Origin of the sequence: Methanoregula boonei 6A8 (genome assembly GCF_000017625.1) — an archaeon.
GTDB classification, from domain to species: domain Archaea; phylum Halobacteriota; class Methanomicrobia; order Methanomicrobiales; family Methanospirillaceae; genus Methanoregula; species Methanoregula boonei.
This window is the reverse complement of sequence record NC_009712.1, coordinates 1,420,116-1,443,248: the sequence shown is the minus strand read 5'-3', so window position 1 is coordinate 1,443,248 and position 23,133 is coordinate 1,420,116. Positions and strand designations below refer to the sequence as shown.

28 protein-coding genes and 1 tRNA gene are annotated in these 23,133 nt (G+C 53.3%); 10 read left to right on the top strand and 19 right to left on the bottom strand.

The window, feature by feature from the left end; all coding sequences use genetic code 11:
* Positions 1-5: 5 nt before the first annotated feature.
* The 5 genes from hypE to MBOO_RS07365 form a co-directional block, all read right to left on the bottom strand.
* The gene (gene hypE, locus MBOO_RS07385; protein ID WP_012106964.1) at positions 6-1,001 is read right to left on the bottom strand and encodes a hydrogenase expression/formation protein HypE; all 996 of its coding nucleotides are present in this window, start codon (positions 999-1,001) and stop codon (positions 6-8) included.
* Positions 998-1,342 (bottom strand): hydrogenase maturation nickel metallochaperone HypA/HybF, encoded by a 345-nt coding sequence (locus MBOO_RS07380; RefSeq protein WP_012106963.1) that lies wholly within the window; start codon positions 1,340-1,342, stop codon positions 998-1,000. Before MBOO_RS07380 ends, hypE begins: the two co-directional genes overlap by 4 nt.
* Positions 1,342-1,566 carry a HypC/HybG/HupF family hydrogenase formation chaperone gene (locus tag MBOO_RS07375; RefSeq protein ID WP_012106962.1) on the bottom strand — a complete coding sequence of 75 codons (225 nt, stop codon included), beginning with the start codon at positions 1,564-1,566 and terminating at the stop codon, positions 1,342-1,344. The genes MBOO_RS07380 and MBOO_RS07375 overlap by 1 nt, the downstream gene beginning before the upstream one ends.
* A 133-nt stretch (positions 1,567-1,699) precedes the next feature.
* Positions 1,700-1,784 (bottom strand) — tRNA-Ser (locus MBOO_RS07370).
* A 102-nt stretch (positions 1,785-1,886) separates the two neighbouring features.
* Entirely contained in the window at positions 1,887-2,981 is a 1,095-nt protein-coding gene (locus MBOO_RS07365) for a hypothetical protein (RefSeq protein ID WP_012106961.1), read from the bottom strand.
* Between the two features lie 30 nt (positions 2,982-3,011).
* On the opposite strand from MBOO_RS07365, the gene MBOO_RS07360 reads away from it, so the two are divergent.
* On the top strand, positions 3,012-3,998 hold the full coding sequence (locus tag MBOO_RS07360) for an archaeosine biosynthesis radical SAM protein RaSEA (RefSeq protein WP_012106960.1): 987 nt from the start codon (positions 3,012-3,014) through the stop codon (positions 3,996-3,998).
* An 81-nt stretch (positions 3,999-4,079) separates the two neighbouring features.
* Here MBOO_RS07360 and MBOO_RS07355 read toward each other — a convergent pair whose 3' ends face one another.
* The 3 genes from MBOO_RS07355 to MBOO_RS07345 form a co-directional block, all read right to left on the bottom strand.
* Positions 4,080-5,315, bottom strand: a complete 1,236-nt coding sequence (locus MBOO_RS07355) for an ornithine cyclodeaminase (RefSeq protein WP_012106959.1) — start codon at positions 5,313-5,315, stop codon at positions 4,080-4,082.
* A gap of 141 nt (positions 5,316-5,456) precedes the next feature.
* Complete coding sequence (locus MBOO_RS07350) at positions 5,457-6,062, bottom strand: NTP transferase domain-containing protein (protein WP_012106958.1); 606 nt, start codon at positions 6,060-6,062, stop codon at positions 5,457-5,459.
* Positions 6,050-7,048: a pyridoxal phosphate-dependent aminotransferase gene (locus MBOO_RS07345; protein ID WP_012106957.1), complete on the bottom strand. Its 999-nt coding sequence runs from the start codon at positions 7,046-7,048 to the stop codon at positions 6,050-6,052. The genes MBOO_RS07350 and MBOO_RS07345 overlap by 13 nt, the downstream gene beginning before the upstream one ends.
* A gap of 195 nt (positions 7,049-7,243) precedes the next feature.
* On the opposite strand from MBOO_RS07345, the gene MBOO_RS07340 reads away from it, so the two are divergent.
* The 4 genes from MBOO_RS07340 to MBOO_RS07325 all read left to right on the top strand — a co-directional run bounded on the left by MBOO_RS07340 (position 7,244) and on the right by MBOO_RS07325 (position 11,143).
* Positions 7,244-7,423 (top strand): ribbon-helix-helix domain-containing protein, encoded by a 180-nt coding sequence (locus MBOO_RS07340; RefSeq protein ID WP_012106956.1) that lies wholly within the window; start codon positions 7,244-7,246, stop codon positions 7,421-7,423.
* A gap of 10 nt (positions 7,424-7,433) precedes the next feature.
* A complete protein-coding gene (gene ftsZ, locus MBOO_RS07335) occupies positions 7,434-8,600 on the top strand; it encodes a cell division protein FtsZ (RefSeq protein ID WP_012106955.1) in 1,167 nt (388 codons plus the stop codon).
* Positions 8,601-9,076: 476 nt separating this feature from the next.
* Complete coding sequence (locus tag MBOO_RS07330) at positions 9,077-9,937, top strand: coiled-coil protein (RefSeq protein ID WP_012106954.1); 861 nt, start codon at positions 9,077-9,079, stop codon at positions 9,935-9,937.
* A 72-nt stretch (positions 9,938-10,009) separates the two neighbouring features.
* A complete protein-coding gene (locus MBOO_RS07325; protein ID WP_012106953.1) occupies positions 10,010-11,143 on the top strand; it encodes a DUF373 family protein in 1,134 nt (377 codons plus the stop codon).
* 195 nt (positions 11,144-11,338) lie between these two features.
* On the opposite strand, the gene MBOO_RS07320 is transcribed toward MBOO_RS07325, so the two are convergent.
* The 8 genes from MBOO_RS07320 to MBOO_RS07285 all read right to left on the bottom strand — a co-directional run bounded on the left by MBOO_RS07320 (position 11,339) and on the right by MBOO_RS07285 (position 16,234).
* The gene (locus MBOO_RS07320; RefSeq protein ID WP_012106952.1) at positions 11,339-11,818 is read right to left on the bottom strand and encodes a hypothetical protein; all 480 of its coding nucleotides are present in this window, start codon (positions 11,816-11,818) and stop codon (positions 11,339-11,341) included.
* A gap of 113 nt (positions 11,819-11,931) precedes the next feature.
* Positions 11,932-12,213, bottom strand: coding sequence for a DNA-binding protein Alba (gene albA, locus MBOO_RS07315; protein WP_083756220.1), 282 nt, complete (start codon positions 12,211-12,213; stop codon positions 11,932-11,934).
* Between the two features lie 17 nt (positions 12,214-12,230).
* Positions 12,231-13,247 (bottom strand): aspartate-semialdehyde dehydrogenase, encoded by a 1,017-nt coding sequence (asd, locus tag MBOO_RS07310; protein WP_012106950.1) that lies wholly within the window; start codon positions 13,245-13,247, stop codon positions 12,231-12,233.
* Between the two features lie 256 nt (positions 13,248-13,503).
* On the bottom strand, positions 13,504-13,677 hold the full coding sequence (locus MBOO_RS07305) for a 4Fe-4S binding protein (protein WP_012106949.1): 174 nt from the start codon (positions 13,675-13,677) through the stop codon (positions 13,504-13,506).
* A gap of 72 nt (positions 13,678-13,749) precedes the next feature.
* Complete coding sequence (gene dapB / locus MBOO_RS07300; protein ID WP_012106948.1) at positions 13,750-14,517, bottom strand: 4-hydroxy-tetrahydrodipicolinate reductase; 768 nt, start codon at positions 14,515-14,517, stop codon at positions 13,750-13,752.
* A gap of 7 nt (positions 14,518-14,524) precedes the next feature.
* Positions 14,525-15,466, bottom strand: a complete 942-nt coding sequence (dapA, locus tag MBOO_RS07295) for a 4-hydroxy-tetrahydrodipicolinate synthase (protein WP_012106947.1) — start codon at positions 15,464-15,466, stop codon at positions 14,525-14,527.
* Positions 15,467-15,474: 8 nt separating this feature from the next.
* Positions 15,475-15,666, bottom strand: coding sequence for a 30S ribosomal protein S17e (locus MBOO_RS07290; RefSeq protein WP_012106946.1), 192 nt, complete (start codon positions 15,664-15,666; stop codon positions 15,475-15,477).
* 10 nt (positions 15,667-15,676) lie between these two features.
* Positions 15,677-16,234, bottom strand: a complete 558-nt coding sequence (locus MBOO_RS07285; protein WP_012106945.1) for a thiamine-phosphate synthase family protein — start codon at positions 16,232-16,234, stop codon at positions 15,677-15,679.
* A 190-nt stretch (positions 16,235-16,424) separates the two neighbouring features.
* Between MBOO_RS07285 and MBOO_RS07280 the strand changes: the two genes are divergently transcribed.
* Positions 16,425-16,604, top strand: a complete 180-nt coding sequence (locus MBOO_RS07280; RefSeq protein ID WP_048068365.1) for a hypothetical protein — start codon at positions 16,425-16,427, stop codon at positions 16,602-16,604.
* Between the two features lie 253 nt (positions 16,605-16,857).
* On the opposite strand, the gene priL is transcribed toward MBOO_RS07280, so the two are convergent.
* Both priL and MBOO_RS07270 read right to left on the bottom strand, forming a co-directional pair.
* Positions 16,858-17,946 (bottom strand): DNA primase regulatory subunit PriL, encoded by a 1,089-nt coding sequence (gene priL, locus MBOO_RS07275; RefSeq protein ID WP_012106944.1) that lies wholly within the window; start codon positions 17,944-17,946, stop codon positions 16,858-16,860.
* Positions 17,947-18,690, bottom strand: a complete 744-nt coding sequence (locus MBOO_RS07270; protein WP_012106943.1) for a DNA polymerase sliding clamp — start codon at positions 18,688-18,690, stop codon at positions 17,947-17,949.
* 94 nt (positions 18,691-18,784) lie between these two features.
* On the opposite strand from MBOO_RS07270, the gene MBOO_RS07265 reads away from it, so the two are divergent.
* The 4 genes from MBOO_RS07265 (at position 18,785) to MBOO_RS07250 (ending at position 22,056) form a co-directional block, all read left to right on the top strand.
* On the top strand, positions 18,785-19,366 hold the full coding sequence (locus tag MBOO_RS07265) for an RlmE family RNA methyltransferase (protein WP_012106942.1): 582 nt from the start codon (positions 18,785-18,787) through the stop codon (positions 19,364-19,366).
* A gap of 11 nt (positions 19,367-19,377) precedes the next feature.
* Positions 19,378-20,268, top strand: a complete 891-nt coding sequence (gene moaA, locus MBOO_RS07260) for a GTP 3',8-cyclase MoaA (RefSeq protein WP_012106941.1) — start codon at positions 19,378-19,380, stop codon at positions 20,266-20,268.
* Positions 20,269-20,342: 74 nt separating this feature from the next.
* Positions 20,343-20,852: a hypothetical protein gene (locus tag MBOO_RS07255; protein ID WP_012106940.1), complete on the top strand. Its 510-nt coding sequence runs from the start codon at positions 20,343-20,345 to the stop codon at positions 20,850-20,852.
* Between the two features lie 22 nt (positions 20,853-20,874).
* A complete protein-coding gene (locus tag MBOO_RS07250) occupies positions 20,875-22,056 on the top strand; it encodes a M20/M25/M40 family metallo-hydrolase (RefSeq protein WP_012106939.1) in 1,182 nt (393 codons plus the stop codon).
* A 40-nt stretch (positions 22,057-22,096) separates the two neighbouring features.
* Here MBOO_RS07250 and MBOO_RS07245 read toward each other — a convergent pair whose 3' ends face one another.
* Positions 22,097-23,098: a tetratricopeptide repeat protein gene (locus MBOO_RS07245; protein WP_012106938.1), complete on the bottom strand. Its 1,002-nt coding sequence runs from the start codon at positions 23,096-23,098 to the stop codon at positions 22,097-22,099.
* Positions 23,099-23,133: the final 35 nt, after the last annotated feature.

Sequence of the window (23,133 nt, the reverse complement as noted above, 5' to 3'; positions counted from 1 at the left end):
TGATATCAGCAGACCCGGGGCACCGGATCGCCCATGGGCGGCTCGATGAACCGCTCGCCGCCAATCGCCGTCTCCATGATCACGTGGGACCCGGCAACCACCCTGCCGACAACTGCTGCATCTTTGCCGTATTTGTGTGAGTGCAGTGCGGCGAGGATCGCATCTGCATCGGCTGCCGGCACTCCCATTACGACCTTTCCTTCGTTTGCCACTTCGAGCGGATCGATCCCGAGCATCCCTGCCGCACTCTTCACGCTCCGGCGCAGCGGGATGCGGTCCTCTTCGATCCTTACCTGAACCCGGCTCTTTTTGGCCATCTCGTTGATGGCACTGGCAAACCCGCCCCGTGTCGGATCCTTCATCGCGTGGATGGTGCCGGCGGCAAGAACCCCCTCCATCATTCCCCACAGCGGGGCAACATCGGAATGGATCTGCTCGCCAAGATCGAAGCCCTCACGGTGGGCCATGATCGCGATCCCATGATCGCCCAGCGTCCCCGAAACGATGATCACATCACCCGGGACAAGTCCGTTGTCCCGTACAACGGTCTTTGCAACACCAATCCCTGCGGTGTTAATAACAATCCCGTCAAGCGATCCCCGTTCAACCACTTTTGTGTCGCCGGTTACAAGGCATGCCCCGGCTTCCCCCAGCGCCTCGTCCATCGAAGCAACGATCCGGGCGAGATCGGCCACATCGAAACCCTCTTCGATCACCATCCCGCACGAGAGTGCCACCGGCCGGCCCCCCATCATGGTAAGATCGTTCACGGTACCGCAGACCGATATCCTCCCGATGTCCCCGCCCGGGAAAAAGAGCGGGCGGACCACGTGGGAGTCCGTAGTAAAAACAATGTTTGTACCGTTGATCGGAATTACGGCCCCGTCGTCAAGGGACTCTAATCCGATCCCGCCGGCATTGTTGTGGGAGAATTTTGTGAGCGTCTGCAGGAGTTCGCCCATTACTTCTCCCCCGGCACCGTGCATCAGGTTGACCTTCATGGGGAATCCTCCGCCTCGATCTCGATATTGGTCACCACAATTTCCCTCCCGCGTACCACTTCAGGCAGTGCCCCGCAGCGGGGGCAGACATAGATCTCATTTCCCTGGTAACCGCAGGGGCACTTCGTTTCCGGTTCTACCTCCGTGCAGTCAAGGACTGCGGCAGAAAAGAGCGGGTCGTCCTCTTTTATGGTATCGAACAAAAAGACCACCTGTTCCGGGTTTACCATGGCCATCTTTCCCACGTCAACCCGTATCCGTTTTACCTGCGTTGCCTTATTATCAATCGCTGCTTTCTTTGCGGTTACGTACAGGTCGTAAGCGATGCTGTACTCGTGCATCACTCCTCCAGTGCGGCATACACCTGCTTGAAGATCTCTCGGGTCTCAAGACCATCCTCTCGGGAGAGACGCTGGATCGCAAAACCCACATGCACGAGCACGAACTCCCCGACTTTTACGTCAACGAGATCGAGTCGGACTTCCTGTTTAAGGTCGCCGTAATCCACAACCCCGATATTCCCGTCTTTTATCTCAAGCACTTCGGCAGGAACTGCAACGCACATCGATGGATCACACCTGTATCCGGTTATCTACTATAGCATGTCCTCACTCATAAAAACAGTGATACGAATCGCACAGGCCTTATGTGGGGACTGCTGTACCGGATGCGGAAGATCGGGAGAATAAGGGGCCGGACGCCGGGGAAGAGATTTGAACTCTTGAGGTGCAGGGCACCAGTGGCTTTCAAGGCCACCGCCTTACCGGACTAGACTACCCCGGCATTTATGCGTCTACTCTTTTTGCGGTGCAATATGAAAAAGGCTTCTTATCCGGTGTTTAAGCATGCGGAAAAATACGGGAATGGTAATGAATGGATCGATCCTTATGGTCTGCGTACAAGGAAATGGAGACACAGCATGGCGATCCCCGCCGCAGCGATTCCTGTTTCTGCCCCAAGCGGGGACTGCGTTACCGGTACCTGCTGGGAAGGCAGCTGCGCCTGCCCAAAGGCTGCCGGTGGATTCCCGCTGACGTCGATGGAATCTGCATTTGTGGCTGAGATTGAGATATCGTCGGTGACCGAGTACTTGTCAGGATAGACCTTGAAGTACAGGGGTGTCCCGGTGTCATTAATGACGATATCCGGAGAAACGGCCCCGCCCTGTTCATGAAGGGTATTCCGGTTCCCGTCTGCATCCGTGTATTCGACAATCCAGTCTGAAGTGGCTGAAGTGGTGATGGTGAGGGGACCGTTTCCTGATGGCTGCACGGTAAAGTACACCGGATCCTCGCGGGATGCGATCCCTAAAGCCGAGACTGCAGCGACCGGCGAGATGGTCTCCGCTGAAGCCTGTGCAGATCCCCCGGTAACCCGGAATGTCTGTGTCCGGATATACCCGTCAGCATCGGTAAAACTCACGTCATAATCCCCGGGCTGGCTGACCGGAACCGAGATGTTGAACCTGCCCTGGCTGTCCGTTCCTACATATGCCGGGCCAAAGAAGATACTGTTGTCCGCCTCGATTACGATAATCTGGACACCGGTATTGATATCGGCCGGGATCTGCCCGGCAACGAGCAGGGGGCCGGGCAGTGCCTGGGCTATCGGGGATGACAGGGAAAGTTCGTCAGAGCGTTCCACAAGCCTGACCTGTCTCATGGTAATCGAGTCCCCCGTGCCGCTTGCCGGGATCTCGACCTTGTAGGTTCCCGGGGTGAGATCGGTCGTGTCAAAGATCACCCTGAATGTGTTATCCGACTGGACATACGCTACCGTCCGTTCGATCTCTGTGCTGGTTGTCACCTGCTGGTAGAGGACCACATCGATAGGTGTCCCGATGCCAAACGTCGTTGTGCCGTTAACCACAAGTGGCATGCCTACCGTAAGGTCAGAGGGGGCATACAGGTAAACCTGGTACGCCGTCACGCCGGCGATAAGAAAAAGGATCCCGGTACAGAGAAGGAGGATCTTCTTCATCTATGTACAAGATCAACAATTGGGCTGTTAATGATTTCTGAAGCCCCAAGAAAGCCCCTCGCGTGCTGGCGGGGAAAGGAGCGGTACAACAGGGGCACCGTTGAGTGCCTGACCATCATCTTTGAATCGGGTGGCTGTTCCTGGGCCCGGTGCCGGATGTGCAGTTACCGGTTCGAGAAGTACCGTGCCCGGTCCTGTGAAGAGTTGCATGCCCACCTGCATTCCCAGCTTGCCTGGGTGCGTTCGGAGTTTTCCCTTGATGATTTTTCAATGATCAAGATCTTTACCTCGGGGAGTTTTTTTGACCCAAACGAGGTCCCACCCGCATTCCTTGATGAGATCGGGGTGGTATTCCGGGGAAAAATTGTGATCGCGGAGACCCGGCCCGAGTACATAGCCCGGGATACCCTTGAACGGTTGGTCGCAGCACTCGACAACGGAACCCACCGGGTCCCCCTCTACTGTGCGATCGGCCTTGAAACAACCAGTGATACGATCCGGGAGAAGTGCATCAACAAGGGATTTTCCTCTGCAGATTTCTTTTCTGCTGCATCGGCGGCTCATGCCGCAGGAGCCGGGGTAAAAGCCTATCTTCTCTTCAAACCGCTCTTTTTAACTGAGGCAGAAGCCGCAGCCGACATGCGATCCTCGTTTGCCGATCTTGCCGGAAGAGTGGAGATGGTCTCCATGAATCCCTGTACCGTGCAGAAAAGGACCGAGCTTGAATTGTACTGGAAGCAGGGTGCATACCGTCCTCCCTATCTCTGGAGCGTCCTGTCCCTCTTAAAAGATGCCCCCATGGAAGTTACCTGCGATCCGCTCGGTGGCGGGCAGAAACGGGGGCCGCATAATTGCGGGACGTGCGATTACGAGATTGTCCGCGGCATCCGTGATTACTCCATGAGCGGTGATCGCGACCTCATCGGGGCTCTCCTGGAAACGGACTGCGCCTGCAAAAACGAGTGGGAGTACGTGCTTACCCGCGAGCAGCCGTACTGTATGCCGCTGACGCGGTAACCCCCCCCATCACGGTTTTTAATAGGCATTCCCGGCCCGGGAAAAAGAGATAAGGGTTTTCTCCTGTCTGGGAGTGGCCGGTTATTTTTTCCCTTTGCTCTGCTTCTCGATCTGTTCGGCAAGAAGGGGGAAGAAGGTGCCGGCATCAGAGACAATACCGATAGCCTGCGTTGTGCCGCGGTCCATGAGTTTGGTGACAGAGGCGGGGTTGATATCCACGCAGACCGTCTTCACGCTGGAGGGCAGACAGTTTCCTACCGCGATCGAGTGCAGGAGGGTTGCTACCATCAGGACCATCTTGCAGCCGGGAATGTACTTGCGCATCTCGTCCTGCGCTGCCATCGTGTCCTGGATCACATCGGGCAGGGGGCCGTCGTCCCGTATGGAGCCGGCTAGGACAAAGGGGATGTCGTGCTTTACGCACTCGTACATGATACCTCCTGTAAGGATGCCCTGGTCCACTGCATTTTTTAACGAGCCGGCCCGCATGATCTCACTGATAGCGTAGAGATGGTGCCGGTGTCCCCCCATCACCGGTTTCCCGGTTTTTATATCCATACCAAGGGACGTCCCATAGAGATTGCACTCGACATCGTGCGTGGCAAGGGCATTTCCCGCAAAGAGGACATTGATGTAGCCTTTCCGGATCATCTCCGCTACTGCATGATCAGCGCCGGTATGGATAATGGCAGGCCCTCCCACGAGGATGATTTTCCCCCCGGTTTTGTGGACTTCGAGGATCTCTTTTGCAATCTGGGCGATCAGGGTCTCGCTGGGGCGCTCGGAGGAGACCGTGCCATGCATAAACTCAAACGTACTGCTTGTCCGGGGCCGCTCGGGGTAATTTACCAGAACTCCTTCTTCCCCGACTACCACGAGATCGCCTTTTTTGATCTTCCCAAGGGGCGTGCACCGGGCTTTCTTCTTTGCCGGATCGACCACGATCAGAAAGTCCATCTCAATGTTTTCAACCGTCACCCATTCGTCAGCCAGCCTGACCTGGGTGGGATGGTTGGTGGTTGTGTAAAATTCCCGGGGAGCGTTCCGGTTGCTGGCGGCAGGAACATAATGGACGGACTGCACCGGGGGGAGGCGTGCACCGAGGCGATGAAGTTCCGAAAGGATGGAACGCAGTTTCTCCTTGTCCTGTGCAACGATCTTAAGGCGGGCATAACTGGGATCGGTCTTCTTTTTCCCGACGTCAAAGGTGAGGATCTCGAAATTTCCCCCCATGTCCATGACCCGGTCAAAGAGCTGGGTCATAATACCGGAATCAATGATATGACCCTGCAGCTCGATCTCCTGCGACTCCGCCATAGTACTACACTATTAATCCCCGCACCTTAATATTGATTCGTATCAAATACGGCAGGATCTGCCTTTATTTGGGGGATACAGCCCCGATTGGGGTTTGTTAACATGTGGTATGAACGTACATCACGGTATACCGGGGACAGTTCACGCTGTACCCTGTCGCTTCCGGAGAAATGCTTCTGCAGCAAGAATGTCAGAGCGGGCATTGACATTGATGGCAATCCGCGGGTCATCGAGTACAAGCTGGAGTTCGTCCTGGGTTTCCGCGATACGATCGCCCCGCAGGATGTTGAGTCCGGCTGGACATGCTTCGGTATCCCGGATCATTGACCTGTAGGTGATCCCTCCCCTGCAAGAGGTGACTGTTCGTGCCGGGACCCATGTAGAGCAGGCATCTTTTCCCGAAGCAGAGTATGCCTCCGAGACCGTAGTAATTATTTCGGTATCGATACAGGGAATATCGGCAGCACACACAAACAGCGGCCGCTTTTCTTCCAGTGCCCGGACTGCCTCAACCATATCTGTGATGTAGTCTGCGCCTCTTGCATCGTACAAATCGATCCTCTGCGCCCGGCACCAGTTCCGTGTCATGGGTGTTTTTCCGGACGTAGCGACAATAACCCCGCACCCGGCGCCACAAAATGCATCGATAATGTACCGGATCATTGGCTGGTTGTTGATGAGGATAAGGGGTTTTTCACCGAGATTGAGGCGGCTTCCGGCCCCCCCGGCCATGATCAGCGCACGCATGCGGCAAGTGCCTCCATAAGCTGTGCGTTCTCTTCATGGGTCCGGACAGCCACCCGGATGCTTTTTGGCAGGCCAAACGAACTGCAGTCACGCACGAGAATGCCCCGGTTTGCAAGCTCTGAACAGAGCGGACCCGCATCGCGGGTACAATCCACCAGGATATAATTTACCTGTGACGGATGGCACTGCAGGCCGAGATCCCGGATCTTCATTTCGAGAAATTCCCGCTCCTTTCCAATGTATGCCCGGGATTTTTCCAGATCTTTAAGGTGGTCAAATGCTGCAAGGGCAAACGCCTCTGCGTACGCATTCACGCTCCACGGGGGACGTGTAGTTTCTATTCTGGCGATCAGGTCGGGATCCCCAAAACCATACCCGAACCGGATGCCCGGAACGGCAAAACTTTTCGTGAGTGACCGCAGGACAAAGAGCGATTCTCCGGCATCCCGGACAACGGACTGGGCAGGATCTGCCAGCTCGATAAATGCCTCATCGGCAAAAAGGATCCCGCGATGCAATGCCGCGGTCCGGGAGCATTTCAGCATATCGCTGCGTGTGGAGAGATCCCCGGTCGGGTTGTTGGGGTTGCAGGCAAAGGTTACATCTGCCGTTTTCTCGCTGGTGGCAGGAACTGCACCGGCCAGGCGGGCAGAGAGATCGTACTCTCCAAATGTAGGCATACCGGCATAGTAGGTTTTCCTGTCCGAGAGCACAACCGAACAGAAGACCCGGATAAGTTCGATGGATCCGTTCCCCACACAGATCTCATCCCTGTCCCGGTGAAATATTCTGGCGATGCACTCCTTGAGCCGGTGGTATTCATTGTCCGGGTAGATTGCGAGATCCGCAGATGCGCATGACCAGGTGAACTCCGGCGGCAGGGGGTTGAGGCTCGCGCTGAAATCCAACAGGTTATTCCCGGTATTTTCACGCTCCCTCTTTCCGGTTCCTCCGTGAATCACCGGCTTTGGAAAATCAGCAGCCATCAAATCAACCGTCTTTTTTCAAAATACTTGGCCGGTAAGTCATAAATGCGTTTGGAGAATGGCCCGGAATCAAATGAAAAGATATTTATATTATTGTGTTTCATTTTGGTTTATCTGGTTAAGTCAGACACAAGTGTTCCCCTTGTCAGACACATAGATGACAAATAGCAGACATGTGTCAGAAATGGAGATACAATGATGCAACGAATCACCTTACGGTTGCCCGAACAACAGATTGGCCTGCTCCAGCAGATGGTGGATGCAGGCGAGTATCCCAATGTATCTGAAGCAGTCCGGGCTGCAGTCCGTGATCTCGTTGAAAAGCGAGCGGGCCGTGTCTTAAAAGATAATGACCAGGTTTCATTCAAGGTATGAGAGGGTAGAAATGCAGAGCATAATCAACGATGCACTCAAAAATTCCGAACTTGAAATGGAAGTAAAAAAGTCCGGATCCAATGCACCGGATGAAGATTTCCTCGGGCAGCCGAGAATTGTTATTATCGGCTGCGGAGGCGGTGGCAATAACACCGTCAACCGTATTCACCACATGGGTGTCTCGGGCGCGGAAACCATTGCGATCAACACGGATAAGCAGCACCTGGATATGATCCAGGCTGACAAGCGTGTCCTTATCGGGAAGTCCCTGACCCGTGGTCTTGGTGCCGGTGGTTACCCCGATGTCGGTAAGCGCGCAGCCGAGATGGCCCGCCCGACACTCGAGGCACTGCTTGAATCGGCGGATCTCGTGTTCATTACCGCTGGTATGGGAGGCGGTACCGGTACCGGTTCAGCCCCGGTTGTTGCTCAGGTAGCAAAGGAACAGGGCGCAATCGTGGTCGGGATGGTCAGCTACCCGTTCCAGGTTGAGAAGGCCCGGTTGATCCGTGCAGAAGAAGGACTTGAGGCACTTGCCGCATCAGCAGACTCAGTCATTGTTCTCGATAACAACCGGCTCAAGAACTTTGTCCCGAATCTCCCGCTGGGCCAGGCATTCTCCGTCATGGACCAGCTTATCGGTGAGACCGTTAAGGGTATTTCCGAGACCATCACCGAGCCCTCCCTCATCAACATCGATTACGCTGATGTCCGGGCCATCATGTCCAAGGGCGGTGTTGCCTCAATGCTTGTTGGAGAGAGCAAGCAGCAGAACAAGGCAGAGAGCGTTGTCCGCGAGTGCCTGAGCAACCCGATGCTCGATATCGACTACCGCGGTGCAACCGGCAGCCTGATCCATATTACCGGTGGAACAGACCTTACCCTGCAGGATGCAGAAGAGGTCGCAACCTCGCTCACGTACGAACTTGACCCGCACGCAGATGTCATCTGGGGTGCCCGTGTCCGTCCGGACATGGAAGGCAAGATCCGTGTCCTTGCGATCATGACCGGTGTCAAGAGCGCACAGATCCTCGGGACCCGCCAGTCTTACAAGACCATGGTCCAGGAGATCGATGCAAAGAGATCCAGCCCCAAGCAGGTCGAGATGCCCCAGGCAAGAAAGGTAGCCCCCCGGGACCAGACCAGCGGCGGCGGCGTCCTTGAATGGGTTGGATGAAACGTCATTACAAAACAAATAGAAAATACCCATACGTCCGGGGGAAATGGAATTAATCCAGTCCCCCGGATTTTTTCAGGCACACTTCTTTAGATCTGTTTTTTTAAGTCGCTCTGTAGCCTTCGCTTTCCGTTTCCTGTTTCCCCGGCGAAACGCTTATGTGGACTCCCCGCCTTTAAAATATAGTACATTCGACCAGATCATCTGGTGGGAGAATGGTGGGCGATACTCCAAAAAGGGGTATCATCCGTGTATCGGGAGTTGAACATCATGAATCGAGTGTCGAACAAAGGCTTCTGTCTGAAGTCTTGTAAACCGTTGAACAAACGATCCTTTTCTGATGTTTTTTGCCCTGCAGCTGGCATGCAGAGCGGCTCATTGCCGGGAAGCGAACAGATCGCGCGTATCCCTGCATCTGCCTCTGAAGGGTATGCCTGCCCATCCCTTACCGGAATCAGGATGAGGAGTGGTACCGCATGTTGAATGACATAATGGAAAAGAGAAAGAAGATCCTTGCCGAGTCTGAAGAGCACAAGAATAAGAGAAACGATCTCAACGCTAACGCGAGCAAATCAGCACGGGAGCGTAACACTCTCAATAATCAGACCCGGGAATTTGTAGAAGAAGCCCAGAAGAACAAGGATCTCCGGGACAAGTACAATCAGGATGTTCTTGACCTCAAGGCACAGCGCAACGACTTTAACGATAAGGCAAATGTGCTGTTCGAGGAGATCGAATCATTCAAAAAGGAGCACGGCTCGCTCAAGAACCGGGGCATCAAGGAACTCCAGAAGCAGATCGAGTACATGGAGTACCGGCAGCAGACTGAGGTCTTTACCACCGATAAGGAGCGCGAACTTATCGAGAAGATCAAGCAGATGAAAGGTCAGGTCCGGGAGCAGGAAGCAGAGCTTGAGCAGAACAAGGAGATGCGGACCAAGATCACATCTGCACGGGATTTCCGCAAACAGGCATCTGATCTCCATGCAAAGGTAACCGAACTTGCCGAACTTGCCCAGAAACACCACGACCTGATGGTGGAGTCATACCGGAAGGCCGACAAGTCACGTGAGGCTGCAGACGCTGCCCACAAGAGTTTTGTCGAGGCACAGGAATCCGCCGATGCCGAACACAAGGCGTTTATTGCCTGCCAGAAGGAACTGCGTGATTATGATAAGGTGATCTCCGGCCTGCGCAAGAAGACCAAGAAGGTCAAGGTAACCAAGGAACAGAAAGCCGTCCGCCAGGAAGCTGAGCACCTGTTCAAGAATTTCCGGGCAGGAGAAAAACTCACCACGGACGATATCCTCCTGCTCCAGCGTTCAAAACTCATCTGATCTCCCCCCGTCAATTCTTTTTTCCTCATCGCAGGTAATAATTAATAGATTTACAGTGACTCTATTATACCAATGACAAAAGAGCGGACGCTCGTCCTGAGCGTGGATCGGGACGATGATATCGGGTGGAAAGCCAAGATTGAAAGCCCGGTTGTTGGCAGGCAGGAATGCCTTAAAGCGGCAGACGGGCTTGCGCTTGCCGATCCCGAGGACTCTGATGTCAATGCGATCTTTTCTGCGGTAAAAATTTATGATGAACTGATCGCAAAAGGGGAAGATGCAGTAGTGGCGGTGATTGCCGGCAATCACCTCCATATGATCGAGGGTGACCGGAAGATCGCAGCAACCCTCGATGATGTGATAAAAGCAACGCAGCCGACCTCCTGCATTCTTGTTTCCGACGGGGCCGAAGATGAATTCGTCGTTCCCATTATCCAGTCCCGGATCCCGGTGGCAAGTATCCGGCGCGTGATTGTCAACCAGATGCCCAACCTTGAGGGGACCTATTATATCCTCAAAAAGCTTCTGGACGATCCCAAGGTATCCCGGGTGGTATTTGTCCCCCTCGGGCTTGCCATGTTGCTGTACGCAAGTGCGTACATCCTTGGGTACCCCGGGACTGCAACCATCATTGTCGTTGGCGTCATCGGGATGTACCTGCTGTACAAAGGATTTGGCCTGGATGAAGTGATCCACGGGGTGATCAATGCACTTCGGGCATCGATGTCCCGGGGTAAATTCTCCTTTGTCACGTATTCCACTACCATCGTGCTGGTGGTTATCGGGTTTACCATCGGTTTTTTCACGGTACTGAACTATTATGCAGCGGACAACAGCCTCGGAGTCCTCCTGTATGTCATGAGTTTTATATATGGCGCTATCCTCTGGCTGATCGTTGCCGGCCTTGTCACCTCGCTTGGAGTTATCACCGATGTGTACATCAATGAGCGGGAGAACCTGGTCAAAGTCGTTGTTTTCCCGTTCTTTGTAACGGCAATCGGGTTGATCCTGTACGGGGCAAGTACCTATATCCTTGCGGTCAGCAGTGTTTCCGGTTTCCCCATTGGCCCGTCATCCGCCGGGATATATATTGTGTACTCTACCCTCTTCGGGCTCGCGTGCGCGATCGCCGGCGTTGTTGTTCAGTATGTCCTTGCAAAAAGGGCGGCTGAAGCGCAGAAGGAAGCTATTATCGAAACAATCTGATACTGACAAAGAGTGTTTGGGCCGGGCTGATATGCCGAAAGCTCCCTTTTTAATATCTGAAATGATATGAACAGGACTCCAGAACAGGATGATTTCTCCCGGATTATTTGAGGAATCAGGAAGGAACCTCTGCGTGCCACGAGAGGGTACAGTCCGTTCAATGCTGATACCTGCCGTGCTTCAAGGATGTAATAATCACGCCGAAGATGCCGGTTGATCCTCAGGGGGATTCTCGAAGTATCCCATTCCCTCGGGGAACAGGTTTGTATTGGTATAATTACGGATCACCTGGGGGGAAGTGATCGTCAGCCGGGGAATAACCACATTAAACTGGTGCGTCGGGAACCAGTACACCCCGTTTCCGTAGGAGTACGATGCATTGTCCACCACAAATTCGGCATCGGAGAGGTTGACGTACTGCATCTGGGCGCCGTCATAATTGAGAATAGTGATTAGTTTGTTTTTGAGATCCTGCTTTCCCAGCAGGAAGAAAATAATCCTTGTTCCTTCATCAACTGAATAATGCATATCAACAATTGCAGTATCGTTGTGGAGCTGGATCTGCACCGACTCAAGGGTGATATAGCCATATCGTTCGTCATTGGCAGCTGCAGCCGGTACGATACAGAGTGCTATCAGAATAAGAAAAATACACGTGGCTGCCCGTGCATTCATAACACTATGACTGTGAATGCACCAGTTAAATGGTTTACGGTTTTTCTACTGCCCTGTCCTCCGGTTTACTGAAGAATTTTCGAGGTGGAACGTTTTCTCCCTCCCCGGAAAAATTATTTTTTTGCAGAAAGGATAATCTCGATGCTCGAGACATTGGTCTTGCCGGTATCGGTGTCGATCACCTCAGTGGAGGTAATAATCTCCTTTTTGCTGATTCCATCGAGGAACCGGTTCAGGGCAATCTCTGCGGTATCGACTGCCCGTGAGATTGCCTTGCCCCTGGCCTTGATGGAGACTTCACCGGCCCCGTTGTTAAACTGGGTGACGACCGCAAGCACATAGTTCATCACGGGTTTGTTTCCCACAAACACGGTATTTTCTTTCATCGGCTGCATGCTTGTCTCCATAAAAATCACAGGTACTTCTTCTTTGAGATCAGCTCTGCATTCAGCACACTTGCACCCGCTGCACCGCGGATGGTGTTGTGTCCCATGGCCACGAACCTGAGGCCTTCGCGCACACGCCCGACCGATACGGTCATGCCATGCCCCCGCATCCGGTCGAGCCGGGGCTGGGGCCGGTCCTCTTCGGCACACAGGTGCACGGACTCTGCGGGCTGGGTGGGCAGTCCCTTGATCGGGGGTTTGTAGTCCGCATACGCCTTCTTTACCGTCTCGACCGGCTCTTTGATATCCACCCAGACTGCCATCGTGTGGCCATCAATGACCGGCACCCGGTGGCAGCTTGCGCTCACCTGGAACGGGGCATTGACCACTTTTTTTCCTTTGAGTGTCCCCATGATCTTGAGGGTTTCGGTCTCCATCTTCTCCTCTTCTTTTCCTATGTAGGGAATGATATTGTCGTAGATGGACATCGCGGCCACACCGGCAAAACCGGCTCCCGAGATCGCCTGCATCGTTGCGACACGAATATCCGAAAACTTGAATTTTCTTAAAGGTGCCAGGGCAGAAACCAGCATGATCGTGGAGCAGTTCGGGTTGGTCACGATAAATCCGTCCCGTCCCGCATCGCGCTGGACATCGATCAGTCCCAGATGTTCCGGGTTGACCTCAGGCACTACGAGTGGGACGTTCGGTTCCATGCGGTGCGAGCTCGCGTTGCTGCAGACTGCAATACCTGCATCGGCAAATGTATTCTCCACATCCTGTGCAATTTCTGCAGGAAGCGCGGAGAATACGAGATCCACATCCTTCATTGCAGAAGGGGTAATGGCAGTGACCTTAAGTTTTGCAATCTTCTCCGGGAAGGGCGTCTCAAGGCGCCAGTTGACTACTTTTCCGTAGGGTTTTCCCGCACTGCGTTCCGAGGCTGCGAGGGTTGTCAGATTGAACCAGGGGTGATCCGATAAAAGTTCGACAAATCTCTGACCAACCGCGCCCGTTGCTCCGAGCACTCCAACATTGATCATGGCTGACAGGTCCTGTTCTTGGTGATTATCTATCCCGTTTGAGATGATGGCGGGTTGTAAAGTCCCATTTCATCTGTGATAATAAAAACATTGTTTTTTACAGTTTGTCCCTGTTCTCCTGCTGCAAATTCCCGGCCGTATTAAGGTAATCCGGGAAAGTTGTCCGCAATTGGGGGTTATATCGCTGCCCGGTCCGTCATATGTTCATAGGCCGGCCTGCAACGCGGGGTTAAAAAAGAGCGCACATTTTTTTTAATTATTCCATCTGGATGGCTTCGGACGGGCAGGCATCAACGCAGGTCTGGCAGTCCACGCACATATCCTTGTCTACTTTTGCCTTTTCATTCTCCATGGATATGGCGGAAGCCGGGCATTCGCTTACGCAGGTTTCGCATCCGGTACACTTGGTCATGTCAATTACTGCAACCAAAGAGTTCACTCCATCGTAATAATGCGGTAAAAGACAAAAAATAGGTTTCGATGTATACAGAGGAAAACACGGTCAGGTTTTCTCCAGGCCAAGAACGTCGTTCATACCATAGATGCCCGGTTTTTTCCCGACAACCCAGCGTGCAGCACGAAGTGCCCCGCTTGCAAAGACCGAGCGGTCATATGCCCGGTGGGAGAGTTCGATCGTCTCGAAGTTCTTTGAGAACATGACCGTGTGATCGCCCACAATATCCCCGCCACGGATAACATGGACACCGATCTCGTTTTGCCGTTCCATCATGCCCTCGCGACCGTAAAGTTTCCTGCGTTCCCCTGCCTCTTCATCAAGGATCTGGAGGATGGTTTTAGCCGTCCCGCTCGGAGCATCCTTCTTGTTCCGGTGATGGGCCTCGATAACCTCGATATCGTAATCCTTAAGCAGCCTTCCGGCTTCCCGTACCAGCTGCCAGAAGATGTTGACGCCAACTGAGTAGTTGCTCGAGATAACGGCCGGAACGTGTCCATTGATCGCAGTTGCCATAACCTCACGCTGCTCCGGTGTAAATCCGGTGGTTCCCACGATCAGGGCAACGTTATTCCTTGCCGCACTCTTTACGTTTTCCACTGCAGCGTGTGCGACCGTGAAATCAATCAGTACATCGGGTTTTTTGCTTGCAAGGAGCGCCTCGATCTCTTTTGCTGCCACGATCTCGGCACCAAAGAAGGATCCCGGGTGCAGATCGATCCCGCCGGCGAGTTCGAGATCCTGCGATTCTGCTACCATCCTTCCCAAAGTCTGGCCCATACGACCGGAGGCGCCGCAGATAACAACCTTTGCCATTTCGGATTCACCTCCGGCTGCGTTTTACCTCAGTTTTCTTTGCGGGATTCTTCTGCGCGGCCGCCGTTTTTGCTGTCGGGATAGCGGCAAGAATCTTTTTGAGATCCGCCGTCTTTTTCTCGTCCAGATCATCGAGAGGGAGCCGGACCGGGCCGCCTGCCATGCCCATCAGCTCCACCGCTTTCTTGACAGGTATCGGGTTGGTATCAACGAACATTGCCCGGAAGACCGGGGAGAGGGCGTAATGCAGGGCAAGCGCTTTATCCCAGTTACCTTTTTTTGCCGCTTCGTAGAGAGCAACCATTCGTGTGGGGTCCACGTTTGCGGCCACCGAGATCACGCCTTTTCCGCCCAGCGCCATGATCGGGAGGGTAAGGTTATCGTCACCGGAGGTAACCGTAAAGTCCTCGTCCTGTGTCATTTCGATAATCCGGGAGACCTGGCCGATGTTGCCGCTTGCCTCCTTGATCCCGACAATACTGGGATGTTTTGCAAGTTCCGCGATCAGGTCGGGTTCCAGATTCTGGCCCGTGCGGCCGGGAACATTGTAGATGACCACGGGAATATCAAGGTCCGCAAGCTTCGTGTAATGCTTTATAAGGCCAGCCCGGTTGGGCTTGTTGTAATATGGGCTGATAACGAGCACGCCATTGGCACCGGTGTCCTTTGCCGCCTTGGTGAGGATGACTGCTTCTGCGGTGTTGTTTGAGCCCGTTCCCGCAAGGACGGGCACCTTGCCGTTGACCTTGTCGATGGTAGTGCTTACGACCTTTTCATGCTCGGCAAACGAGAGCGTTGCCGACTCACCGGTCGAGCCGCAGGGGACAATTCCGTGGATGCCACAGGAAAGGAGGTAACTGATATTCCGCTCAAGCCCCGGGATATCCAGGCTCGTCGCGGAATTGCGCCGAAAAGGAGTGATAATAGCGGGAAGGACACCTTCAAACATACCATGCGTTATGGGTGTCTTTTTGTATTAATTTTTCTTGTTATATACCCGGCGATTCGATTCCTGACCCTTTTGCTGTCAACGGAGACCGAGCTGGCAAGCTGCTGCTTGTTTGCGTCGAAGTTGTTACTGAAATGCTCTTTCTGGGTGGAAAGGAGTGCCGTACCGATAGTTTTGATATACGATGGCTTGATTCCCATGCGTTATTCCTCAAAGTTCTATAGGTATAATGCGGTTCGACAACATAATAATATTGGCTGCAACATCTCCGGGTTTTTCGCCGAACAGGTGAATCCGGGGGAGATGGTCAGGATTCCCGCGGTCGATAATTGCTTCCGGCACCCCCTCTTTGCAGCAGGATGCGATTCCCCAGTCCATGGTACCGATTCCCGGGGGTTTCCCGCGCCGGTCAACGGTGCAGCATTCAAGGAACATGCCTTCAAGGATCTGGCCTGCCTCGTCAGTGAATCGGATCGTAGCGGCCGAGCGCATCACCGGATCAAATTTTGAGGCAGTAAGGATAATTGCTGCAAGAGCAGCATCAGCATCAAATGTGCATGCTCCCGCTGCCCTGACCGTATCGCCCTGAACCTCAAATCCTCCTGTCACTGCGGCAACACCGGCACTGTCCCGGGCCCCCCGGATCGCATACCCGATGTTGGTTATCCCTTTAACTGCCAGCACCGAAGCCATCGTACCCCCTAGAGATGCAGTGGCTTTGGAAAGCTCTGCAAGGACCTCATCTCTCTGTCGATCCGGACTGGTCATCGTATCTGCTCCTTTTGTTTATCCGGAGGGCTTTTATTCTCTTCTCTTATGTCATAGCCTGTGATCCGCTGCGATTCTTATCGACCTGAATCTGCCCCGAGGTTGTAAATAAATATGATTGCCGTATCGTCATCACAATAACTTATTCCCGGGGATATGCATATAACCGATAAAAGCCCACATTTCTGGGATGGATGCACGACTGCTCGATGTTCTTATTGGCGTAACGGGCTTTGCGATCCTGGTTGTCTGCCTTGCGATACTCCCTATGGTCATTCCCGCTACAGGAGCAGCCTATATCATCGCCATTGTCATCTTTATCCTGTTCCTCTCCGGGGCAGGATACATGGTTAACGAGAAGATCGTCTGAATAGCCTGGCGATTTTTTGTTTTTTGGCCCTGTCAGAAACTTGGAAATATAACCGTTTGTTACCGGTGTATGTACTGCGGTATTGTCCAGGAGTACGGATTCCACCCGGATCTTTTTTTTCGCGCGAAAAAAGAAATGCCGGCATTTTTCCCGGCAAAAAACCCGGTCATCCTAATTATTCCTAGCAATCCGCATATTTCGTGATCTCTTGTCTGGTGGGATCCGCAAGGTTTTCGACAGCATAGAATTTTTTTTATGTGTTCTCCGGGTCACCGGCATTTTTAGTCTCTCTGTTCTGAGGGGCAGGTTTGAGAGGTCGGGACTTTTTTACTTTGTAATAACTCAGGGGATGGCTGATCTTCTCGCAGATTGCATCCCGGTGCACGCAGAGGCCTGTGGTCTGCATAGCTGCGCAGGCCGGGGTCGTATACTCAGTCCCTGTTCCCCCGCGACCGGTGATATGCTCAACCTGGTACATGGTCTTCTCAATATCGAAGTCCGGGGAGCGTGCGTACAGTTCTGCAATCCCGGTGAGGTCCATACCTATGTTATGGAGGAATGCAGTAAGCGAGAACCGGCCTGCATGCGTGAGGTTAGTGCCCGCTGCAAGAGCAGAAATTAATGCCTGCATGCACGGGGGAAAGGCACTTTCTTCCACTTTGCCAAACTGCCGGAGCATCTGCTCCTGGTATACTTTCTTGATCTCCGCAGCTTTTGGAGCAAGCAGCTCGCAAACCTCCTTTGGCACCCGGTGGGGGAGATCGCGGCGCAGGAGTACACGGACCCGCTCCCGCAGCAGATCATAGCGTTCGTCCCTGTTGATCGTGACAAATCCCTGCTCCACGCGCCGGTTAATCAACCGGTAACGGTCCTCGTGCAGGGGAGCCACAAGTTCCACGTAATCGGGTACCGGCATCCGGTTGTTCTCTATTCTGATGCCCAGTTCATCTACGATTGCTTCCCAGAGGCGGGAATACTCTCCCTCGCCCTGAGTGTACCGGCTGTTCCACTCTTCTTCGTTAACGAGGAAATAATACGCCCTCTCTGCCTCATACCGGGTGAGCCGGTCTATAAGCTGTTTGTCATTCACACAGGAAACGACAATGCGGGCCAGCGCATATGCGGCGATCTCGTCCTCAGGAGAATCGCGCACCTCCGGGGCCCGGGTTTTTTTCTGGGAAAGTGCGTCCCGGATCCGGGCGACCGCAAATGAGACGAGCTCCTCTCCTTTGGGAGTAGAAAGTATTGTTCCAAGCGAAGCAAACCGGGACCGGATAGGATCCTGGGCTTTTTTCAAAAACGGAAAATGGGATAGTTCCTTGCCTGAGGGCACATATTCCATTCAGTCAGCCTCAATACGAGGTGCAAGCAGGTACTCCACGTGCCCGTTGCCGCCCGCGATATCAAAGGAGAACCGAACCGGGTGGTCAATGCCCAGGCAGACCTCAACTTCCGTCGCCTTTGACATTACCTTGCCCATGTCCCTGAGGTAGTCAAGGGAGAAGAGGGAACGCGCCTCAACCGGGGAGAGCGACTTGAGTTCGTCTTTGCCAAACTCGCGCTGGATGTGATCGGTATCGCCTTCGGCAACCATGTAGAATGTCTGGTCCTTGGGATTGATACCCATGGCAATCTTGTCGGAGATGACTGCAGCAGCCTTGATTGCATTATTAAGGTCTTCACCGGAGATTACAACTTTCCCCGGCAGATTGATTGTCGGGGAATTGGGATCCTTCCTGATAGTATTGGTATCAAGGAGGGTGATCGAGTAATGGTAACCGTGGACGCTGACCGCCATTTTCTGGGCGTTGTCCGCAAGTTCGAGACTGATGAGATCGCCCTTCCCGCCCATATTGAAGATGTTCTTCATCTTGGAGATATCGACACCGATCTCGCTCTTGGTTGCCTTGAAGGTGTCAAACGCCTCTTTTTTCAGCGTAAACGCAATCATGGCGACATTGGCGGTGTCTACAGCCCGGGTGGTAATCCCATCTTCCGCGGTATGCAGACGGCACTCGGGAACGAGTGCCGAGATCGCTTCAATGGCCTCCCGGAATATCTCTGCGTCAATGGTTGCTTTTAACATCGCTTTCCCCTTAACAACTGTCTTATACAGTATATCGTCATACTTTAATTATAGCGTTTTGGGTCTGAATCGGTAAAATTTCAGGTGAAATTGCATGGGTTCTCAATGGTCACGGGATAAGGTCTATCTCCGGGCAAAGCACGAAGGATTCCGGTCCCGGGCGTCGTACAAGCTTATCGAGATTCAGGAAAAATTTGCGGTCATCCGCAGAGACGACAATATTATCGATCTCGGTGCTGCCCCGGGGAGCTGGCTCCAGGTGCTGCGTACGCTCACTGATGGCCGTGTCCTGGGAATCGACCTTAATCCGATTGCAGACATTGAAGGCATCGAGACCCTTGAAGGCGATCTCACCGATCCTGTTGTCCAGAAGCAGGCTAAGGAGATGCTTGGCACGGTGTGTATTGTTGTCTGCGATGCAGCCCCAAAACTCTCTGGTCACAAGAGCTACGATCAGGCACGGGCGATCGCTCTTGGTGAAGAAGCGCTTCTCTTTGCCTGCAATGTCTTAAAACCTGGCGGGAATTTTGTGATTAAGTCTTTCCAGGGGGCCGACTTCCCCGAACTGCTCGCAGCCATCCAGGGGCAGTTCTATGCCGTAAAGACCTATTCCACCAAGGCGACCCGTAAGGGAAGTACGGAAATATATATTATCGCAAAAAACTTCAAAGGCTAAACAATCTGCATATGTCTGCAACAGAAACGCTCAGGGATTCCTATGGCCGCCCGGTCACCAACCTCCGTATCAGCCTTACCTCCAGGTGCAATCTTTCCTGTATCTACTGCCATGCCGAGGGTGAGAAGAACCCGGCCACAGAGATGAGTACTGACGAGATCATCGCGATCATGAATGTTGCGGCAAAATTCGGGATCCGGAGCATCAAGTTCACCGGCGGTGAACCCCTTATCCGTCCGGACATTCTCGATATTATCAGGGCCGTTCCTGTGGGGATTGAATCATCTGTTACAACAAACGGGATCCTTCTTGCGGATATGGCCTATGATCTGAAAACAGCCGGCCTTCGCCGTGTCAATGTCAGCCTGGACAGCCTGAACCCGGAGACCTATAAAAGGATTACCGGCTGCGATTGCTTAAACAACGTGCTTGCCGGGATAGATGCCGCCCTTCGGGCCGGACTTACTCCGGTCAAACTTAACATGGTGATCCTTTCCGGGATAAACGATAACGAGATTGATGATTTTCTGGATTACGTGCGGGACAACCGAAATCTCGTCCTCCAGCTTATCGAGCTGATGCATTTCAAGGATTGTGATTACCACGGTGACCTGAAGGGAGTCGAGGCAATGCTCGCCTCGCGGTCAAGTGGGATCCTCACACGCCGGATGCATCACCGGAAAAAGTACTGTCTTGATGGTGCAGAAGTAGAAGTGGTGCGCCCGCTTCACAATACTGAATTCTGCGCTTACTGTAACCGCCTTCGTGTTACCTCGGATGGCAAACTCAAACCCTGCCTCCTGCGGACGGATAACCATCTCTCTATCCGGGGAACGAAAGGGGCCGAGCTGGAATCACTCTTCCGCAAGGCTGTCGAACAAAGGGAACCTTTCTTCAAATAATCGTATTTGCCCCAGGACCGGAAGGCAGTGCCAGTTACGGGGGTTTATTTACGAATCACGCCCACACTAGGAGTATGACATCAGACAACGAGTATGTCCAGGTCCTTTCCCATCTCTATGAAAAATCCCTGATCCTTCATGATACCTCCCTTTTTGACAAGACCCTGTATTTCTATTTCGTTGATGCCCTTGCCCATATCGACTACACCTGCAGTGTCTATGCCTACAACTACCAGTCGCCAAAGAATGTCATGGGTGCAGAGTATATGCGCTGGCGTATCGATGAGGAAAAGAAAGGGGACCGCCCCCGGTTCCCTGCATTTATGACCTGGCTTAAAGAGACACACCCGGAGAAATTCGCAAAACTCCCCTCGCTCTGGCAGATCATCTATGACACGGAGGATCCTGCAAGCTACCGGAGCTTCCGCATTGTGCCCGACCCGGATAGCAGGCAGGCAGTGCCTCCCGACTTTTTCATTGTCCTCATCGATGAGCTTTTCGAACAGGAGTTCCTCAAGAGCCTGTACGAGGAGGCCTCGCTCTCCCGGTTGTTTGTCCAGTTCATGACAGAGAAACAATCCTGAATCCCCTTTACCGGAAGCCCTTATGATGGAGCCTGATATTATCTGTTCGGACCTTGTCTCTATGCGGAGTGAAAACCCGCCGGGCGATACCTCCGGACCCATAGGATACATCAGGGACTTTCTCACCGACCGGGGCATAAAATCGGATATTATTTGTTCTCCTGGGGGACGTTGCAACCTGGTGACCCGGGGAGATCCCCGTTCGCTCATGCTCTGCGGGCATGTGGATGTAGTACCGGCCCTTGAAGAGGGTTGGGAGCGCCCCCCGTTTTCCGGGGCCATCGAAGAGGGATATGTCTGGGGCCGGGGTACAAGCGATATGAAAGGCGGTGTCGCTGCCATCCTCTCTGCCTGCGATACCCTTCTTGAAGCCGGTGAGCCCCTGCCAGCCACCCTCCTTTTTGTGTGTGACGAAGAGACCGGAGGCGAGTACGGAGTAAGGCTCCTGCTTGAAAAAGGTCTTCTTCCTCCCTGTGATTGCCTGATTGCCGAACCCTCTCCTGCCCTGCATCCCTGCATCGGGCAGAAGGGGCTCTGCCGGCTTGAACTCCGGTTTACCGGGAAACCCGGCCATGGGTCCCTGTATCCCCTCGTGGGGAGGAGTGCAGTTATGGAAGCCGTACACCTGCTTGAATATGTCAGGGGTCTTCCCGATCATGTTTTTTCCCTGGATGAAGATCTCAGGGACCTGATCAGGTCTTCGTCAGCAGTCTTTGCCGAAGAGTTCGGGTTAGATAAGGGAGGGGATATCCTGGAGCGGGTGTCGTTTAACCCCGGCATAATAGCCGGAGGGGAGAAGGTCAACATTGTGGCCCAGCATTGCAATCTCGATCTTGAACTGCGTATCCCGTGGGGATGCGATATACGGATGCTGGTTGAAGGGATTATGGCTCACGCACCCCATGCCGCGCTTGTCAGGAAAGCCCTTCATGAGCCTTCCCTGACCGATCCTCTCTGTGATTTTGTTTCCGTGGTCTGTCGGGAGGTCAGTGCCGTGCAGGGCAGACCTGCGAGCCCAATCCTCCAGTGGGCGGCAAGCGATGCCCGGCACCTGCGTGCAGCGGGATTCCGGGTGATCGAGTATGGTCCCGGCGATCTAGCCACGCTGCATGGGATCAATGAACGGGTTTCTGTTGCAGCACTCAAAAAAGCCGCAGAAATTTATCTGCGGGTTATGCGGGAGTATAGTTCACACCTGTCCTAAACGATAAAAAGAAAATGAGCTTCCTGTTTTTTTTAGAAACTCACCGGTTCTTACCTCTCCTGATCCGGACCAGAAGGAATACTGCAAAACCAAGGCCCGCAAGCACCGGAACTGGTGAGAGCGGCGTATACGTGGTCCGTGTCGGGACAGGTGTTGTTGCCTGGATTGTAGTAACCGGCGTTGCTGTCTGGACAACCTGGGTAATATTTTCAAGGGATACTGCAACTTCAGTCGGGGTTGCGCTTGTTGGGGTAATCCCTCCCAGGTACCAGCGGGACTCTGTCGGGGTGGGTGTCATTGTATACGTATAGACCTGGCCCTTGCCCATGGCCGCATTCAGGTTTTCCTGTGCTGCAGTGTAGGTCGGATTCAACGTGAGCGCGGTGTTAAAGCAGGGAACTGCATCCTGATACCGGCCCAGTGCAACAAGTGCCTCTCCTTTGTTGTTCCAGATCTCAGCATTATTGACGGTAAGAGCAGTTGCCTTGTTAAATGCATTCAGGGCATCAGTATACTTGCCCAAGGACATATCCACAAGGCCAATCTGGTTCCATACCAATGGATCATTTGGGTTAAGATTTGTACATTGGGAATACGTGGCAAGTGCCTGTGTTGTATAGTTGACCTGAACATAGGAATATGCAAGATTGCAGTATGCCGATTGTTGATTGGTTACGACTGCAGTATAATTGGTATAAGCCCCGATCGCGTCATTGTACCTGCCCAGGTAAAAAAGGGCATCCGCCTGCGCTCCAAGCGCTGTGGGACTTGAACGGATTGCAAGGGCCTGGTTTGCTGCGGTAAGTGCCGCGGAATACTGCCCGAGTGAATTAAGTGCCGCCGCCTCCCCGGCGTATGCGGCATCATAGGTAGGATTGAGACTGATTGCATTGGTGTAATAGATCACTGCATCGGTATAGTCGCCTGCTGAAGCAGCGTTCTGGGCTTTGGTGTACCAGTCCGTAGCATCCTCAGCTGCCACCGCGGGAATGAGAATAAGGAGAACAAGGACCAGCATACCAGCTTTTGTGCTCATCTGCATATCCGAAAATGCTCTTTTGTAACAGATGAAGGTAT

Bases quoted from the DNA above. Each gene is read 5' to 3' on its own strand.
- hypE (WP_012106964.1), bottom strand. From the start codon at position 1,001: ATGAAGGTCAACCTGATGCACGGTGCCGGGGGAGAAGTAATGGGCGAA.
- MBOO_RS07380 (WP_012106963.1), bottom strand. From the start codon at position 1,342: ATGCACGAGTACAGCATCGCTTACGACCTGTACGTAACCGCAAAGAAA.
- MBOO_RS07375 (WP_012106962.1), bottom strand. From the start codon at position 1,566: ATGTGCGTTGCAGTTCCTGCCGAAGTGCTTGAGATAAAAGACGGGAAT.
- MBOO_RS07365 (WP_012106961.1), bottom strand. From the start codon at position 2,981: ATGAAGAAGATCCTCCTTCTCTGTACCGGGATCCTTTTTCTTATCGCC.
- MBOO_RS07360 (WP_012106960.1), top strand. From the start codon at position 3,012: ATGATTTCTGAAGCCCCAAGAAAGCCCCTCGCGTGCTGGCGGGGAAAG.
- MBOO_RS07355 (WP_012106959.1), bottom strand. From the start codon at position 5,315: ATGGCGGAGTCGCAGGAGATCGAGCTGCAGGGTCATATCATTGATTCC.
- MBOO_RS07350 (WP_012106958.1), bottom strand. From the start codon at position 6,062: ATGCGTGCGCTGATCATGGCCGGGGGGGCCGGAAGCCGCCTCAATCTC.
- MBOO_RS07345 (WP_012106957.1), bottom strand. From the start codon at position 7,048: ATGGCTGCTGATTTTCCAAAGCCGGTGATTCACGGAGGAACCGGAAAG.
- MBOO_RS07340 (WP_012106956.1), top strand. From the start codon at position 7,244: ATGATGCAACGAATCACCTTACGGTTGCCCGAACAACAGATTGGCCTG.
- ftsZ (WP_012106955.1), top strand. From the start codon at position 7,434: ATGCAGAGCATAATCAACGATGCACTCAAAAATTCCGAACTTGAAATG.
- MBOO_RS07330 (WP_012106954.1), top strand. From the start codon at position 9,077: ATGTTGAATGACATAATGGAAAAGAGAAAGAAGATCCTTGCCGAGTCT.
- MBOO_RS07325 (WP_012106953.1), top strand. From the start codon at position 10,010: ATGACAAAAGAGCGGACGCTCGTCCTGAGCGTGGATCGGGACGATGAT.
- MBOO_RS07320 (WP_012106952.1), bottom strand. From the start codon at position 11,818: ATGAATGCACGGGCAGCCACGTGTATTTTTCTTATTCTGATAGCACTC.
- albA (WP_083756220.1), bottom strand. From the start codon at position 12,213: ATGCAGCCGATGAAAGAAAATACCGTGTTTGTGGGAAACAAACCCGTG.
- asd (WP_012106950.1), bottom strand. From the start codon at position 13,247: ATGATCAATGTTGGAGTGCTCGGAGCAACGGGCGCGGTTGGTCAGAGA.
- dapB (WP_012106948.1), bottom strand. From the start codon at position 14,517: ATGGCAAAGGTTGTTATCTGCGGCGCCTCCGGTCGTATGGGCCAGACT.
- dapA (WP_012106947.1), bottom strand. From the start codon at position 15,466: ATGTTTGAAGGTGTCCTTCCCGCTATTATCACTCCTTTTCGGCGCAAT.
- MBOO_RS07290 (WP_012106946.1), bottom strand. From the start codon at position 15,666: ATGGGAATCAAGCCATCGTATATCAAAACTATCGGTACGGCACTCCTT.
- MBOO_RS07285 (WP_012106945.1), bottom strand. From the start codon at position 16,234: ATGACCAGTCCGGATCGACAGAGAGATGAGGTCCTTGCAGAGCTTTCC.
- MBOO_RS07280 (WP_048068365.1), top strand. From the start codon at position 16,425: ATGGATGCACGACTGCTCGATGTTCTTATTGGCGTAACGGGCTTTGCG.
- priL (WP_012106944.1), bottom strand. From the start codon at position 17,946: ATGGAATATGTGCCCTCAGGCAAGGAACTATCCCATTTTCCGTTTTTG.
- MBOO_RS07270 (WP_012106943.1), bottom strand. From the start codon at position 18,690: ATGTTAAAAGCAACCATTGACGCAGAGATATTCCGGGAGGCCATTGAA.
- MBOO_RS07265 (WP_012106942.1), top strand. From the start codon at position 18,785: ATGGGTTCTCAATGGTCACGGGATAAGGTCTATCTCCGGGCAAAGCAC.
- moaA (WP_012106941.1), top strand. From the start codon at position 19,378: ATGTCTGCAACAGAAACGCTCAGGGATTCCTATGGCCGCCCGGTCACC.
- MBOO_RS07255 (WP_012106940.1), top strand. From the start codon at position 20,343: ATGACATCAGACAACGAGTATGTCCAGGTCCTTTCCCATCTCTATGAA.
- MBOO_RS07250 (WP_012106939.1), top strand. From the start codon at position 20,875: ATGATGGAGCCTGATATTATCTGTTCGGACCTTGTCTCTATGCGGAGT.
- MBOO_RS07245 (WP_012106938.1), bottom strand. From the start codon at position 23,098: ATGCAGATGAGCACAAAAGCTGGTATGCTGGTCCTTGTTCTCCTTATT.